We start from the raw sequence: 15,101 nt of genomic DNA on the forward strand, positions 1-15,101 counted from the left end.
ACGTGGAGGCGGTGCGTATCTTGCCGCCTCTAGGTTCGCCGGATCGAGAGACAACAGGACAAACCGAGGGAGACGGGCTGTGCCGGTTTACGAATACCTTTGCAACGATTGCGGACCATTCACCGACATGAGGCCGATGGCCGAGTTTGAGGCGCCGCAGGACTGTCCGCATTGCGCTGTCCGGGCGCCGCGGGTCATTCTCACCGCGCCACGCTTCTCGTGCATGCCGGCGGAGAAACGCAAGTCACACGCGATCAACGAGCGGAGCGCCAATGCGCCGAAAACGCTGAACGAATACAAGGCCTCGCATCGACCGGGCTGCGGCTGCTGTTCGACCAAGCCGTCGCGGCTGGTGACGAAGACCCGCAGCGGAGCCAAAAGTTTTCCGACCGCTCGGCCGTGGATGATCAGCCATTAGCAGGACCGCCAAGCCTTGCGAGCAGCACGACAGCGCTTGTGACTGATCGCGCGATTTTCAGGCCGCGCTCGACACCGGTTCTTCCGCCGCGACGTGGTTTGTCAGCGTGCCGATGCGTTCGATCCGGACCTCTACGGTGTCATGAGGCTTCATCCACACGGGCGGCTTTCGCGCGGCTCCCACTCCGGCTGGCGTTCCCATCACCAGGACGTCGCCCGGCTCAAGCGTCATGCAGCCCGACAAGAATGCGATCGTTTCGGCGACGTCAAAAATCATGTCGCTGGTGTTGGCGTCCTGCATCGTGACCCCGTTCAGGATCGTTTCAATCCGCAGTCCTTTGGCGCCCGCGGGCAGTTCGTCGGCCGACACGAACACGGGTCCAAAGGCACCTGTCGCATCGAAGTTCTTTCCAACCGTCCATTGCGTTGTCCGCCTCTGGTACTCCCGGATCGAGCCGTCGTTGAAAATTGAATATCCCGCGACGTGCTCCAGTGCGGCACTACGCTGAACATGCCGGGCCCGCTTGCCGATAATGGCAACGAGCTCTCCTTCGAAATCGAGCGTGTTCGAGATGGCGGGGCACACAATCGCTCCGCCATGGCCGACGAGCGAACTGGCGGTGCGCAGGAATATGACCGGGTCCTGCGGCCGATCCATTTTGGACTCGGCCGCATGATCGAGATAGTTGAGCCCAAGGCAGAGAATCTTTCCCGCAACGGGGGCCGGCGGCAGCAGCCGAAGCGATGACAGCGGCCGTGTTTCGCAATCCGGGTGGGTCACAAGCGCGGCAATGATCTGGCTAAAGACACTCGGGCCAAGCTGGAGCAGTGCGCCCAATTCCTGCGGCAGGCCGGGCGCGACATCGATCAACCGCGTCACGCGATCTCCGGCTTGCAGTATTCCCAGCCGCGGAGCGCCATGCTCCTCAAAATTCACCAGCCGCATCAACCGTCTCCCGACACCGTCAACGTGTCAGGATTATAAATCGATATTTTTGGCAATAGTCAAATATTATCGATTTTTATTTTCCGGCCATGGAACGGCCCCGTCACTTTTCGCTGGTTTCAAAGCGGGGCGTGATCTGGGACACGAGCTTGGCAGTGTGCTCAATGTGCCGGTTGAGGAGCTTTATGGCTTCCGCGGTGTCTCGCGCGAGGACTGCGCGCGCAATTTCTTCATGCTCCTTTTTGGTGTCTCTTTTCGCTGGCGTGGCTCGTGCGGACAGCGACCGATAGCGTGCAGATTGCTCGAACAGGGTCGCGTCGAAATCGATCAGCCATCTGGTCCCGCAAGCTGCGATGAGCGAGGCATGGAAAAGCTGGTGACGTTGCTCCCATTCGGGATTGATCCGGGTTGGCTCGCCTGGATCCTGCATTGGCGTCGCGGACAAACGGTGCAGCGCCAGTACGATGCCTTCCTCGTATTCGCTTCCGCCGCGGGCAATCGACTCCCGCAGCGTGATCTCGTTCAGCAGGCAGCGCGTCCGCGTCAGCTCATTGAGTTCATCAACCGAAACAGCCGGTACGCGAAATCCGCGCTGGTCCAGTTGCACGACGAGGCCCTCGGCCGACAGACGACTCAAGGCCTCGCGGACCGGACTTGCACCGGTGCCGTAACGCTCGCGCAGGACATCGATCGCCAGCCGTTGTCCGGGCAGGAAGACGGCAGAACGAAGATCGCGCCGGATCTGCTGCTCGACCGATGACGTCAGCGTCACGCCCGGATTTGTTTTGGGGCTGTTCACGATTCTTCAGCTCTGTGCGTTGTTCTGTCTTGCAGGAAATCAATTGAATTTCACTATAACAGCTGAGAAGTGAGGTGGGGCGTCCATCGGCGTTCGTCGCGTAATTTATGCGTCCGCTAAGCGCCCATGCCTGGCCGCCGCCTGAATCTTCCGGTGTCATAACGAGTAGATTGATCTCGATCAAAACCGCAGGGCGGAAGTTCGAGTCTTCCCGGAACTGCCAGTTTCAGAAACTACAACAACCGGACTGCGCCGCAAGCCGTTTCGCACGGCTTGCGCAGAATGGGACGCGCCACGGCTGCCGCGCGAGCGTCGCTGACGACGTTAGTTTCGACATGCGAAATCGACAGGCTGTCGGATGACGGATTTCGCTGAAGACTTCGTGTTCCATCTGCGTTACCAGAACCAGCCAATGCGCGAAGATGCGTTGGTTAGAAAATAAATTGGGAGATGAAATGTTACGCTTTTGTTTGCGAGTTGTGCCGTTTGCGATGATGGCGACCACGGCGGCGTGGGCCGAAACACCGGTGAAGGTCGGTGTGCTTGCCGACATGTCGGGCCTCTATTCCGATATCGGTGGCCAGGGAGCAGTCGATGCTGTTCGCATGGCAATCGAAGACTTCAAGCCGGCGGCCAATGGGTTGAAGGTCGACATCATATCGGCGGATACCCAGAACAAGCCGGATATTGCAACCGGGCTGGCACGCAAGTGGTTTGATACTGAAGGTGTCGATGTTCTTGTCGATCTGCCGACAAGTGCGATCTCGCTCGCAGTCGGCTCTCTCGTCAAGGAGAAGAACAAGGTGGCGCTTTATACCGCGTCGGCCAGTTCGGATCTGTCCGGCAAGGCGTGCACGCCCAACACGGTGCATTGGACGTACGACACCTGGGCCCTTTCGCACGGGACCGGCGCTGCGATCACCAAGAACGGCGGCAAGAGCTGGTTTTTCCTGGTCGCCGACTATGCCTTCGGACAGGCGCTTGAGCGCGATGCATCGGGCGTGGTGAAGGCGAATGGCGGCACGGTGCTTGGATCGGTGCGTCATCCGCTCGACACCAAGGATTTCTCCTCCTTCATCCTGCAGGCCCAGGCGTCGAAAGCCCAGATTATCGGTCTTGCCAACGGCGGCGGCGACACCGTCAACTCGATCAAGACGGCGGCCGAGTTCGGCTTGTTGCAGGGCGGGCAGAAGCTTGCGGGCATGCTGCTCTTCATTTCCGACATTCACACCCTTGGCTTGAAGTCGGCGCAGGGACTTCTTCTGACCACCGCGTTCTATTGGGACTACGACGAAAAGACGCGCGCCTTCGGCGAGCGGTTTGCCGCACGCAACGGCGGCAAGTATCCGTCGATGACCCAGGCCGGAGCCTATTCGGCGACGCTTGCCTATCTCGCCGCTGTCAAGGCAACCGGCAGCGCAAAGGATGGGGCCGCCGTGGTCAAGGCGATGCGCGACGCCGGGCCGATCAATGACCCGCTGTTTGGTGAAACCACCATCCGGGTTGATGGCCGTGCGGTCCATCGCATGCTGTTGGTCGAAGTCAAAAAGCCGGAAGAGTCCAAGAAGCCTTTTGACTATTACAAGGTGGTCGCCACCATCCCGCCAGCGGAGGCTTTCCGCCCCCTCAACGAAGGTGGCTGCCCGCTCGTCAAATAGGCGGAAATCGCGGGTCGTTCATCCGCAATTGCCTCATCTCATTGTAGCGGCCGGCAAGTCCAGCATCACGCTGGACTTGCCGGCCGCGTACGTTTGTGCGAGTTCGCCTCGCGCAGGTCAGTCCAGCTTCACGCCTGCCTCGGTGACGACCTTCTGCCAGCGCACGGTTTCCGCAGACACCATCGTGCCGAACGCCGCGCCGGTGACATCGGGAACGTCGGTGCCGTTGCGCTCCCAGGCATCCTTGATTGTCGCCGTCTGCATCGCCTTCTGAAGTTCCTTGATCATGCGTTCGACGATCGCCGGCGGCGTTTTCTTCGGTGCGAAAACGCCATACCAGGTCGAGACTTCATATCCCGGCACACCGGCTTCCGCAGCCGTGGGCACATCGGGGAACGCCGGGACCCGTTTTGGCGCCGCGACCGCAAGCGCGCGCAACTGTCCGCCCCTGATTTGCGGTGCGGATGAGCCGAGCCCGTCAAACACGAGCGGTACGTGTCCGGCGACGAGGTCAGCCATCGCGGGCCCCGCCCCGCGATAGGGCACGTGAATAATGCGCGTCTTGGTCAGGATCTTGAACAGTTCGCCAGCGAGATGATGTGTGGTCCCGGCGCCGGCCGAGCCATAGTTCAGCTTGTCGGGATTGGCGCGCAGATAAGTGATGAATTCGGCGAGGGTCTTGGCGGCAACCTTGTCAGGATTGACCACGATGACCTGCGGAGGCCGCGCGATCAGCGCCACCGGCACAAAATCCCGTTCGAGATTGTAGTCGAGATTGGGATAGATCGCCGGAGCGATCGCATGATGGGCGGCACCGACGAAGAAGGTATAACCGTCAGGCGCGGCCTTGGAGGCTTGCGATGCGCCCACGGTGCCACCCGCACCTGCGCGGTTCTCGATCAGCACGCGCGTTCCCAGTTGCGTGTCGAGTTGGGCGGCAAGCGGACGCGCGAACGCGTCGGTACCGCCGCCGGCTGCGAACGGCACGACAAAGGTGATCGGCTTTTCCGGCCAGGTTTGGGCCTGGGCCTTGCCGGCCACGGCCAACGAACCGGCCACAAGTGCGAGTAAAGCGTACCGACTGAATTTCAGAGTCACGTCATGTCCTCCCGGGATATTTGTTTGCGTCACCTTGTGGCGGCGCTTTTCTTTGCCGGATGTTTCCGGATCGCTGATTGAGCGGATGCATCATCATGTAAGGCGCTGTTTCCGGCAACCGGGTATTTAGTCGTTCCGGTCTCTCCCAAGCCGTCGGACAGGCGTTGTTTTGATGCGGGTGCCGCCGTCGGATGCTGTTGCTTGTATGATGAATTATTGACATCATCATACTGTGCGTGCCAGCGTGCCCTGCCGGTTCAGATCGACGTGCGGGGGCATTTCAATTCAACGGTTTGGTTCAAGGGGTCGCAAGGTGGCAGCGAACTGCCGTCGCTTGCGATCGCGCGCGTGTAGCTCTCGCCGGACGTCGGTCGCGATCGGGATCGCGGTTGCAGGATTGATCGCCGCGCCGCAGGCTGCAGTTGCGCAAAGCCTTGAGACGCCGGTCGCATCGACGCCATTGCCGACCGTCGACGTGGTGACGCCCCGCGTTCAGCAGGCGCGTCGGATGGCATCCCGCCCGGCAACCGCACCCACGAGCACTGACGCGAGTCAGGATGTCGGGCAGGCGCCGGTCGCGTCCGCCAGTGAACAGAATTTTGCCGGTGAAGAGGTCAACGCGCGGCCGTTCTCGCGGCCCGCCGAGGCGCTTGAAGTCGTGCCCGGTCTCATGGTCACGCAGCACAGCGGCGAGGGCAAAGCCAATCAGTACTTTCTGCGCGGCTTCAATCTGGATCACGGAACGGATCTGGCGATCTCGGTCGATGGCATGCCGGTCAACATGCGCACCCACGGCCATGGACAGGGCTATGCCGATCTGAATTTCCTGATCCCGGAACTGATCGGATCGGTCAATGTGCGCAAGGGACCGTATTTCGCCGACGAGGGCGACTTTTCGTCGGTCGGTTCGGTGCATGTCGGATTGATCGATACCATTCAAAAATCGATGGCGCTGGCGACCGTCGGCAGCTTCGGCTATCGCCGCGCGCTCGGGGTCACCTCGACCAAGGCAGGCGACGGCAACCTGCTGATCGCCGGTGAGGCCAATACCTATAACGGCCCATGGGACAATCCCGACAAGCTGCGCAAGCTGAATGCCGTGGTGCGCTACACGGAAGGCACCGCGGCCAACGGATTTTCGCTGACCGGCATGGCCTATTCCAATCGCTGGAATTCGACCGACCAGATTCCGCTCCGCGCCATCACATCGGGGCTTGTCGGCCGTTACGGGGCGCTCGATCCGACCGACGGCGGCAACTCCGATCGCTTCTCGCTGTCCGGGCGATGGGCGCAGACCGACAGGAACGGGTCGTCGAAGATCAATTTCTATGCGATCAAAAGCTCGCTCGATCTCTATAACAACTTCACCTTCTTCCTGGATAATTCAAACCTTGGCGACCAGTTTCATCAGCGCGATGATCGCGTTCTCGCAGGTGTGAATGCCTCGCACACCTTCAATCACGCGGTTGCCGGCCTGCCGATGCAGACCGAAATCGGCATCCAGAGCCGTTATGACGACATCAAGGTCGCGCTGTCGAAAACCTATCAGCGGCAATTTTGGGAAGGTACGCGCAACGACAAGGTGAAAGAGGGCAGCGTCGGGCTCTTCGTCCAGAACACCGTTTACTGGTCGGACTGGATGCGCACCACGCTCGGCTATCGCGGCGACTTCTACACCACGAATGTCAATTCGCTGCTGAGACCGGCAAATTCTGGCAACGCCACCGCCTCGATCGGCAGTCCCAAGCTGAGCGTTGTGTTCGGGCCGTTCGCGAAAACCGAACTGTTCCTTAACGCGGGTGAAGGCTTTCACAGCAACGACGCGCGCGGCGTCACCATCAGGGAATCCTCGTCGAATGACGGGTCGTTGGTGGATGCGTCGCCATTTTTGGTCAAGACACGTGGCGCCGAGGTCGGCATCCGAACGCGGCTCATTCCCGGTCTCGACAGCTCGGTCAGCCTGTTTCTGCTCGACTCCGCGTCGGAGATATTGTTCGTCGGCGATGCGGGTGACACCGAGCCGAGCCGGCCGAGCCGACGCTACGGCGTGGAGTGGACCAATCACTACAAGCCGGTGTCGTGGCTTCAGATTGATGGCGACCTTGCCATCACCCATGCGCGGTTTCGCGGCGACAACTCGGCCCAGGCGGCAGCTTATGCCGAACTGGCGGGTTATCCGGAGGCGCAGATCGGCAACGCGCCGGGCAATTACATTCCCGGCGCGCCGAACATGATCGCCTCCGTGGGCATCAGGCTTGGCGAGAAAACCGGATGGTTCGGCGCACTGCGCTATCGCTATTTCGGCCCGCGCCCGCTCACCGAAGACGGTGCTTTCGTGTCGCCGGCCACGGGCCTGCTGAACGGGCAGGTCGGTTACCGGTTCGACAACGGCTGGCGCATCCAGCTCGACGCCTTCAATCTGACCGACAGCAAGTCCGACCAGATCACCTATGCCTACGGATCGCTGCTGAAAACAGATGCTTTGTATACGCAATGCAGGTTCGGTGCGCCGCCGCCGCCAGCGGCGGTCTGTCAGACCGGCGTGATGGACCGCGTCCTGCATCCCGTCGAGCCGTTCGCGGTTCGGCTCACCGTGGCGGGTCAATTCTGACAAAGTGCTTTGCAGCGGGCCGGTATCGGTGAGGGCGTGATCCCGAAAAGTGGGCACCGGTTTTCGGGTATGATCATGCCCTGTGAAAAGTCTGCTTCAACGCAGCTGAAATAGTCTCTAAGGTCGCGCCCATCACATGAGATCGTCACGCGAATGTTCGGAATTCTAGGCCTCGGCTTTCTTATCGGAATGCAACATGCCCTCGAGGCCGATCACGTCGCAGCGGTGTCCAGCATTGCGGCCCGACGATCGAGCGTCCGAGATATCGTCAAGCACGGGCTGACCTGGGGACTGGGCCACACCATCACATTGTTCATTTTCGCCGGCGCTGCGATCCTTCTTGGTCACACGATCCCTGAACATCTGGCGGGGCCGCTGGAAACCGCTGTCGGTGTCATGCTGGTCGGGCTCGGCGCGCATGTGCTGTGGCGGCTATGGCGCGACCGCGCGCATTTTCATCAGCACCGCCACGCCGATGGCACCGCGCATCTTCATCTTCACAGTCATGGAGCGGACTCCGTTCCGCACCCGCGCAGCGGTCACGACCATCAGCACGGTTTCCGCTGGCGGTCCTTACTGGTCGGGTTGATGCACGGCATGGCGGGCTCGGCCGCGCTACTGGTGCTGGTTGTTTCGCAGTTCGCAAATCCGCTGCATGGCCTGCTCTACATTCTGCTGTTCGGAATAGGGTCGATGCTCGGGATGGGCGCGCTGTCCACCGTGATCGCGGTGCCGCTGGCGGTTTCCGCAAGGTCGCTGACATGGGCCAATCGCGGGCTTCAGGCGGTGGTCGGCGTTGTCACCATCGGAATCGGCGCGATGACGATCTATTCGACGGCGCTGGCGTAGGGCAGACCATTCCCTCGCGCGGCTTGTCGTGATGGCGGGCGATGTGCAGAGTGTCGGCAAAACAACAGCCGACGAGGAACGCCTTGGCCCATCACAGCGAGATCTACGCCATCCGTTATGCCACGATGACGGGACGCCTGCCGCATCAGAATTATCTCACTCCGGATGTTCACAACGAAGGCGCCGATCTCGACTACTTCGTCTGGCTGATCCGCGGCAGGGACGGCGACATTCTGGTCGATACCGGCTTCAACGACGTCGCGGCGCGCGAGCGGTCACGCGGCCTGACCATCAATCCCGCCGATGCGCTGGAGCAGTTCGGCGTCCGGCCCGACAGCATTCGCGACGTCGTCATCACGCATCTGCACTACGACCATGCGGGCAATCTCGATCGCTTTCCCAATGCGCGATTCCATCTGCAGGATCGCGAAATGAGTTTTGCGACCGGCCGCTGCATGTGCCACGGCCTGTTGCGCCATCCGTTCTCGGCGGAGGACGTCACGCTGATGGTGCGTCATGTGTTCAGCGACCGCGTCGTGTTTCACGACGGTGACGACGAGATCGCGCGGGGTGTGACGCTGCATCATGTCGGCGGACACTCGGACGGTCTGCAGGTGGTCCGCGTCGAGACCGAACGCGGGCCTGTGGTGCTGGCCTCCGATGCTGCGCACTATTACGGCAACATGCATCGCGGCAATCCGTTTCCGATCGTCTACAACCTCGGCGGCATGCTGGAGGGCTGGAAGATCGTCGAGCGTCTTGCCGGTCATCCCGATCGCGTGATTCCGGGTCACGATCCGATGGTGCGTGAGCTTTATCCGCAGGTGAGCGGGAAAGCTGACGCCGTCGCGCTGCACAAAAATCCGAAACGGTCATTCGCGAAATAAGCTTCGGCATACGGAGCGCTTGAACTCATCCGCGAAAGCGGTGTAAGGAATTTTCGCGTACGCAAATAATAGAATGATGTTCTGTCTAACAGAACACCAAGGAAACGATCCGGCACGAGTCAAATCCCAGTTGATGTTCCGGACAGCAATTGCCGCGTCCAAGCAAGGCGCGGCGACGAGGATGACCATGAGCGAATACGATGTTGTTGTTGTGGGTGCGGGAAACGCCGCAATGTGCGCGGCACTCGCCGCGCGGGAGCACGGCGTCAGCGTCGCGGTGCTTGAATGCGCGCCGGAGGGTGAGCACGGCGGCAATTCGAGTTTCACGGCCGGCGCGATGCGCGTTGCCTACAACACCGTCGAGGACCTCTATGCACTGATGCCGGATCTGTCCGACAGCGAAAAGGAAAGCACCGACTTCGGCACCTACAGCGAGGACCAGTTCTTCGACGACATGGCGCGGGTCACGCAGAACCGGACCCATCCCGATATGGTCGAACTGCTGGTGCGCCGCAGTCATGCCACCATGAACTGGATGCGCGGCAAGGGCGTGCGCTTCGTCCCGATCTATGGGCGTCAGGCGTTCAAGGTCGACGGCAAGTTCAAGTTCTGGGGCGGCTTGACCGTCGAGGCCTGGGGCGGCGGCCCGGGGCTGGTCGAGGCCTTGCACAAGTCGGCGGCGCGCGAAGGCATCGACGTGATGTTCGAGACGCGCGCGCTGTCGCTGATCGCCGACGATGACGGCGTGCAAGGCGTGCGCGTGAAGCAGAACGGCAAGACGCGCGACATCCGCGCCAAGGCGGTGATCCTCGCCAGCGGCGGCTTTCAGGCTAACGCCGAATGGCGCACACGCTATCTCGGCCCGTCGTGGGATCTCGCCAAGGTGCGCGGCTCGCGTTTCAATACCGGCAGCGGCATTCAGATGGCGCTCGACATCGGCGCGCGGCCGACGGGCAACTGGTCGGGCTGTCACGCCGTCGGCTGGGACCGCAATGCGCCGGAACACGGCGACCTCGCGGTCGGCGACGGTTTCCAGAAACACTCTTATCCGTTCGGCATCATGGTCAACGCGACCGGCGAGCGCTTCGTCGACGAAGGTGCGGATTTCCGCAATTACACCTACGCCAAATATGGCCGTGTGATCCTGAACCAGCCGGGACAGTTTGCCTGGCAGATCTTCGATCAGAAGGTCGCGCATCTGCTGCGTGACGAGTATCGCATCCGGCAGATGACGAAAGTTCAGGCTGATACGCTGGAGGAATTGTCGAAGAAGCTCGACGACGTCGATCCGGCGGGCTTCATGCGCACCGTGACCGACTGGAACAGTGCGGTGAAGACCGACGTGCCGTTCAATCCGAACATCAAGGACGGACGCGGCACCAACGGGCTTGCGGTGCCGAAAAGCAACTGGGCCAACACGCTCGACAAGCCGCCTTATCTCGCTTTCGCCGTCACCTGCGGCATCACCTTCACCTTCGGTGGATTGAAGATCACGCAGGCTGGTGAAGTCGTCAGCCTCGATGAGGCGCCGATTCCGAATCTTTACGCTGCCGGCGAGCTGGTCGGCGGGCTGTTCTATTTCAACTATCCCGGCGGCACCGGCTTGATGGCGGGCGCCGTGTTCGGACGCATCGCGGGGGATTCTGCCGGCGCTCAGATCAAGGCTGCACGAAAATAGAAAATCCATTTTTGCATAGGGGGAAACAAATAATGAAAACAACATCGATTGCTACAACACTTCTGCTCACCGTCTCATTGCTGACGTCGACCGCCGCGCGTGCCGCGGACGACACGATCAAGATCGGCATTCTCAACGATCAGGCGGGTCCCTTCGCCGACAATGGCGGGCGCGGGTCGGTTGCGGCAGCGCGGCTGGCTGCGGAGGATTTCGGCAATCAGGTTCTCGGCAAGAAAATCGAGATCATTAGCGCCGACCACCAGAACAAGCCGGACATCGCGTCCGCCACGGCCCGCAAATGGTTCGACAGCGAGGGCGTCGATGTGATTGCCGACGGTGCGGCGTCGTCCGCCGGTTTTGCAATCCTCGAGATCGCCCGTCAGAAGAACAAGATCTTCCTCATCAGCGGGCCGGGATCGTCCGATTTCACCGGGAAGGCCTGCTCGCCGGTCAGCTTTCATTTCAACTACGATACCTACGCGCTGTCGCGGATGACCAGTGAGGCCGTCACCAAGGCCGGCGGTACCAGCTGGTTCTTTATCTCGGCGGACTACGCATTCGGTCATGCGCTTCAGCGCGACGCGACCAAGTTCATCGAAGCTGCGGGCGGCAAGGTCATCGGCTCCGCCGCGCATCCGCTCGGAACAGCGGATTTTGCTTCGTTCCTGCTGCAGGCGCAGGCGTCCAAGGCCAAGGTGGTCGGATTGGCAACGTCCGGCGCGGATGTCCAGACCGCCATCAAGCAGGCAGGCGAGTTCGGTACCGTCGAACGCGGTCAAAGTCTCGCCGGTCTCCTTGTGTTCATCACCGACGTCAACGCGCTGGGGCTGAAGGTGACCCAGGGTCTGCAGGTCACGACGTCGTTCTACTGGGACATGAACGAGAGCACGCGCGCCTGGTCGAAGCGCTATTTCGCGGCGATGGAAGGCCGCGTGCCGAGCATGGTTCAGGCCGGTGTCTACAGCGGCGTTCATCACTACCTTGCGGCGGTCAAGGCAGCGGGGACGAAAGACCCTACCGTCGTCGCGGCCAAGATGCGCGAGATGAAGGTCAACGACATGTACAACAAGGATGTGACGATCAGGCCGGACGGGCGCGTGCTGCACACGATGCACCTTGTGCAGGTCAAGAAGCCTGAGGAGTCGAAGTACAAGTATGACTACTACAAGATCCTGACGTCGCAGCCCGGCGAAAGCGTGTTTCGTCCGCTCAGCGAAGGCAACTGTCCGCTGGTCAAGTCCTAAGACTAAAATCAATCCGGGCACGATGCTGTCGTGCCCGGATGTTGAAGCAGGAGTTACGTATGTCGGGTGCTATCGGCTTTGTCGGCCTCGGAGTGATGGGAGAGCCGATCTGCCGCAATCTTCTTCGCAAGAGCGGGAAATCGCTTGTTGTCTATGACCTCGCGCCGGAGCCGCTGGCGCGGCTCGGTGAGGAGGGGGCTGCGATTGCAGCCTCGGTCGCCGACGTCGTGTCGCGTTGCGATGTCCTGTTTCTGTGCCTGCCCAGCGCCAAACACGTGCGCGCTGCCTTTGAAGGCGACGCGGGAATTCTGCAAACCATCAAGCCCAACCAGATCGTGGTTGATCTCGGCACCTCGTCGGTCGAGCTCACGCGCGATTTCGCGCGCCGGCTCGAAGGCAAGGACGCATCGTGGATTGATGCGCCGATCGCGCGAACGCGTCAGGCGGCGCAGGATGGCACCCTGAGCGTCATGGTCGGCGCGTCGCCGCAACTGTTCGAAACGGTTGTACCGCTGATCCGGTGTTTCGCCACCGAGGTAACGTTGTGCGGCGGCACCGGCGCCGGACAGGTGACCAAGATTCTCAACAACATGGTACTGTTCCAGACGGTCAATGCGCTCGCCGAAGCCGTTGCGATCGCCAGGCACAGCGGCGTCGAACCGAAACTGCTGCTGGAAACCTTGTCGAAGGGATCGGCGGACAGCTTCGCGCTTCGCAATCATGGCCTGAAAGCCATCGTGCCGGATGACTTTCCGCTGCGCGCGTTCTCGACCGAGTATGCGCTGAAGGATATGTCCTATGCGCTCGAGCTTGCGTCGCAGGGCGGGCTTCGGCCGCGGGGCGCGGCTCTGGTTGGCGAGATTCTTCAGGAAGCCATCGAATGCGGACTGGGGGATGCATATTTCCCTGTGATCGCTAAAATTGCCGACCGGCCCGGATCGTCCAACAAGGATTAAGCGAATGTCGTCTCCTGGCGTTGCTGCCGTGAATCGTGCGTTGACCATTCTTTCCGCGTTCGAGGGAGAGACCGAGGCGATGACCCTTGCCGCGCTCGCCCGCCGCACTGGATTGTACAAAAGCACGCTGTTGAGATTGATGACCTCGCTTCAGGAATTCGGCTACCTCGGCCAGCTTCCTGACGGGCGTTATCATCTCGGGCCGACACCGTTTCGTCTGGGGGCCGTCTACCAGCGCACGAACAAGCTGCATGATCATGTGATGCCGGTGCTGCGCCATCTCGTTGTTGCAGGAACCGAGAGCCCGTCATTCCACGTCCGGCACGATGCGAAATCCCGGCTGTGTGTGTTTCGGGTCGATTCGCAGCATTCGACGCTGGATCGCGTCGAGGCCGGCGCACTGTTGCCGCTGGATCGCGGCGCCGCGGGCAAGGTGATTCTGGCCTTTGGCGGCGAAAGCGGCGAGGCGTTCGATCGGATTCGCGCCGAGTTCATCGCGGCCTCTTTCGGGGAGCGTGATCCTGATTGCGCCGGCATCGCCTGTCCGGTGTTCGGACCGGACGGCGCACTGGCCGGGGCGCTGTCTGTCTCCGGGCCGAAGCCGCGATTCACCCGGGATAGCTCCCGGCGCATGTCCGATCTTCTGCTGGAGAGTGCGCTGCACCTGACCCGTGTGCTGGGAGGGCGCAACGACGCGATGACCAGGGTTGTCGATGTGCGAAAGAAGAAGATGCTGCGAACGGCCTGAGCCGACGCCTGGCCGCCACACATCCTTGTCCGTCAACGAGGACAAGCAATCTTGATTGCCTGCCTCGTCGGCGCGTTGGTATAAGTCCAGCGCACCCGCACGGATGTCGCCCGCGGATTGCGACGTGAAGTGAATCGAAAGCTTTGTAGGCTCGATGCACGGTAAAGACGGTCATACCGGAACAAAGACAGCGTTCGTTTTCGCAGGCGGCGGAAGTTTTGGTGCGATTCAAGTCGGAATGATGCAGGCCCTCGCGGCCCATGGCGTCACAGCCGACCTTGTGGTCGGATCGAGCGTAGGGGCGATGAACGGCGCCTACTATGCCGGCTCACCGACGCTGGACGGCGTCAAGAAACTGGCGGACATCTGGCGCGGGCTGACACGGCACGATGTGTTTCCGGTGTCGCTGTATTCGTTCGCATCGTTCTTGTGGCGGCGGGATTTTCTGATCTCGCACGACGGCGTTCGCAAGTTGATCGAGGATCATCTTCCGTACAAAAAACTGGAAGAGGCCGCCGTTCCGATTCATATCGTCACAACTGATATCGTGTCCGGCGAGACCGTGGTGCTTTCCGAAGGGTCCGCGGCCGAAGCCATCGTGGCCAGCACGGCGATCCCGGGCGCCTTCGCGCCGGTCAAATACAAGGATCGCTTTCTGGCCGACGGGGCGATCTCCAGCAACACGCCGATCCGCGTCGCGATCCAGAAGGGCGCGCAGCGGCTCATCATTATGCCGACCGGTTTCGCCTGCGCGGGGCAGGACCCGCCGGTGGGGGCTGTCGCAACGGCACTTCATGCCCTGACGCTGCTGATCGCGCGGCAGATGACCACCGAGCTGGAGTATCTTGAGCGGACCGTTGAATATTGTGTGGTGCCGCCGCTGTGTCCGCTGGTCGGATCGCCCTATGACTTCACCCGCACAGACGACCACATCGCGCGGGCCATCAAGAACACCGAGACATGGATCGCCGATGGCGGCCTTGAGAAGGATGGCATCCCCGGCGAGATGCGCCCGCACCAGCACTGACCGCGCATGGTGCCATCGGCTGGGTCGAAATATTGCTTTGCAGCAAGCAGTGGGCGTCAGTTCTATGCGCGTGGTGTGACGGGATCACGTCAGACCCTCCGCGTATCCACGCCACGTTGATGTCGATGGCCCGTGGTTTGGTGTATAGTCACATCTATCGTAGCTGATGGTGCTATCGACCCG

At 61.2% G+C, this 15,101-nt stretch carries 13 protein-coding genes; 10 read left to right on the top strand and 3 right to left on the bottom strand.

Features of this window, described 5'->3' with window-relative positions:
- The first annotated feature begins 79 nt into the window (after window positions 1-79).
- Entirely contained in the window at window positions 80-418 is a 339-nt protein-coding gene (locus YH63_RS09040) for an FmdB family zinc ribbon protein (protein ID WP_046827886.1), read from the top strand.
- Between the two features lie 57 nt (window positions 419-475).
- Here YH63_RS09040 and YH63_RS09045 read toward each other — a convergent pair whose 3' ends face one another.
- Together YH63_RS09045 and YH63_RS09050 are read right to left on the bottom strand one after the other, a co-directional pair.
- Window positions 476-1,363 (bottom strand): fumarylacetoacetate hydrolase family protein, encoded by an 888-nt coding sequence (locus tag YH63_RS09045; RefSeq protein ID WP_046827885.1) that lies wholly within the window; start codon window positions 1,361-1,363, stop codon window positions 476-478.
- Window positions 1,364-1,466: 103 nt separating this feature from the next.
- Window positions 1,467-2,135 (bottom strand): GntR family transcriptional regulator, encoded by a 669-nt coding sequence (locus YH63_RS09050; protein ID WP_137325163.1) that lies wholly within the window; start codon window positions 2,133-2,135, stop codon window positions 1,467-1,469.
- A 482-nt stretch (window positions 2,136-2,617) separates the two neighbouring features.
- On the opposite strand from YH63_RS09050, the gene YH63_RS09055 reads away from it, so the two are divergent.
- The gene (locus YH63_RS09055) at window positions 2,618-3,820 is read left to right on the top strand and encodes an ABC transporter substrate-binding protein (RefSeq protein ID WP_046827883.1); all 1,203 of its coding nucleotides are present in this window, start codon (window positions 2,618-2,620) and stop codon (window positions 3,818-3,820) included.
- A gap of 117 nt (window positions 3,821-3,937) precedes the next feature.
- Here the strand turns inward: YH63_RS09055 and YH63_RS09060 are convergent, their stop codons facing one another.
- Window positions 3,938-4,918, bottom strand: coding sequence for a Bug family tripartite tricarboxylate transporter substrate binding protein (locus YH63_RS09060; RefSeq protein ID WP_046827882.1), 981 nt, complete (start codon window positions 4,916-4,918; stop codon window positions 3,938-3,940).
- 460 nt (window positions 4,919-5,378) lie between these two features.
- Between YH63_RS09060 and YH63_RS09065 the strand changes: the two genes are divergently transcribed.
- The 8 genes from YH63_RS09065 to YH63_RS09100 all read left to right on the top strand — a co-directional run bounded on the left by YH63_RS09065 (window position 5,379) and on the right by YH63_RS09100 (window position 14,918).
- On the top strand, window positions 5,379-7,529 hold the full coding sequence (locus YH63_RS09065) for a TonB-dependent receptor (protein ID WP_046829645.1): 2,151 nt from the start codon (window positions 5,379-5,381) through the stop codon (window positions 7,527-7,529).
- Window positions 7,530-7,682: 153 nt separating this feature from the next.
- A complete protein-coding gene (locus YH63_RS09070) occupies window positions 7,683-8,378 on the top strand; it encodes an urease accessory protein (protein ID WP_137325164.1) in 696 nt (231 codons plus the stop codon).
- Between the two features lie 125 nt (window positions 8,379-8,503).
- A complete protein-coding gene (locus YH63_RS09075) occupies window positions 8,504-9,265 on the top strand; it encodes an N-acyl homoserine lactonase family protein (protein WP_433995115.1) in 762 nt (253 codons plus the stop codon).
- A 187-nt stretch (window positions 9,266-9,452) separates the two neighbouring features.
- Window positions 9,453-10,943 (top strand): FAD-dependent tricarballylate dehydrogenase TcuA, encoded by a 1,491-nt coding sequence (gene tcuA / locus YH63_RS09080; RefSeq protein ID WP_046829644.1) that lies wholly within the window; start codon window positions 9,453-9,455, stop codon window positions 10,941-10,943.
- A 32-nt stretch (window positions 10,944-10,975) separates the two neighbouring features.
- On the top strand, window positions 10,976-12,187 hold the full coding sequence (locus YH63_RS09085; protein ID WP_046827879.1) for an ABC transporter substrate-binding protein: 1,212 nt from the start codon (window positions 10,976-10,978) through the stop codon (window positions 12,185-12,187).
- 38 nt (window positions 12,188-12,225) lie between these two features.
- A complete protein-coding gene (locus YH63_RS09090) occupies window positions 12,226-13,143 on the top strand; it encodes an NAD(P)-dependent oxidoreductase (RefSeq protein ID WP_137325165.1) in 918 nt (305 codons plus the stop codon).
- 4 nt (window positions 13,144-13,147) lie between these two features.
- Window positions 13,148-13,891 (top strand): IclR family transcriptional regulator, encoded by a 744-nt coding sequence (locus tag YH63_RS09095; protein WP_046827878.1) that lies wholly within the window; start codon window positions 13,148-13,150, stop codon window positions 13,889-13,891.
- A gap of 154 nt (window positions 13,892-14,045) precedes the next feature.
- A complete protein-coding gene (locus YH63_RS09100; RefSeq protein ID WP_137325166.1) occupies window positions 14,046-14,918 on the top strand; it encodes a patatin-like phospholipase family protein in 873 nt (290 codons plus the stop codon).
- Window positions 14,919-15,101 lie beyond the last annotated feature (183 nt).

The organism is Afipia massiliensis (genome assembly GCF_001006325.2).
Lineage (GTDB): Bacteria > Pseudomonadota > Alphaproteobacteria > Rhizobiales > Xanthobacteraceae > Afipia > Afipia massiliensis_A.

What these genes read in the sequence shown, in the direction of transcription:
- YH63_RS09045 (WP_046827885.1), bottom strand. Translation starts at nt 1,363, where the DNA reads ATGCGGCTGGTGAATTTTGAGGAGCATGGCGCTCCGCGGCTGGGAATA.
- YH63_RS09055 (WP_046827883.1), top strand. Translation starts at nt 2,618, where the DNA reads ATGTTACGCTTTTGTTTGCGAGTTGTGCCGTTTGCGATGATGGCGACC.
- YH63_RS09070 (WP_137325164.1), top strand. Translation starts at nt 7,683, where the DNA reads ATGTTCGGAATTCTAGGCCTCGGCTTTCTTATCGGAATGCAACATGCC.
- YH63_RS09075 (WP_433995115.1), top strand. Translation starts at nt 8,504, where the DNA reads ATGACGGGACGCCTGCCGCATCAGAATTATCTCACTCCGGATGTTCAC.
- tcuA (WP_046829644.1), top strand. Translation starts at nt 9,453, where the DNA reads ATGAGCGAATACGATGTTGTTGTTGTGGGTGCGGGAAACGCCGCAATG.
- YH63_RS09085 (WP_046827879.1), top strand. Translation starts at nt 10,976, where the DNA reads ATGAAAACAACATCGATTGCTACAACACTTCTGCTCACCGTCTCATTG.
- YH63_RS09090 (WP_137325165.1), top strand. Translation starts at nt 12,226, where the DNA reads ATGTTGAAGCAGGAGTTACGTATGTCGGGTGCTATCGGCTTTGTCGGC.
- YH63_RS09095 (WP_046827878.1), top strand. Translation starts at nt 13,148, where the DNA reads ATGTCGTCTCCTGGCGTTGCTGCCGTGAATCGTGCGTTGACCATTCTT.
- YH63_RS09100 (WP_137325166.1), top strand. Translation starts at nt 14,046, where the DNA reads ATGCACGGTAAAGACGGTCATACCGGAACAAAGACAGCGTTCGTTTTC.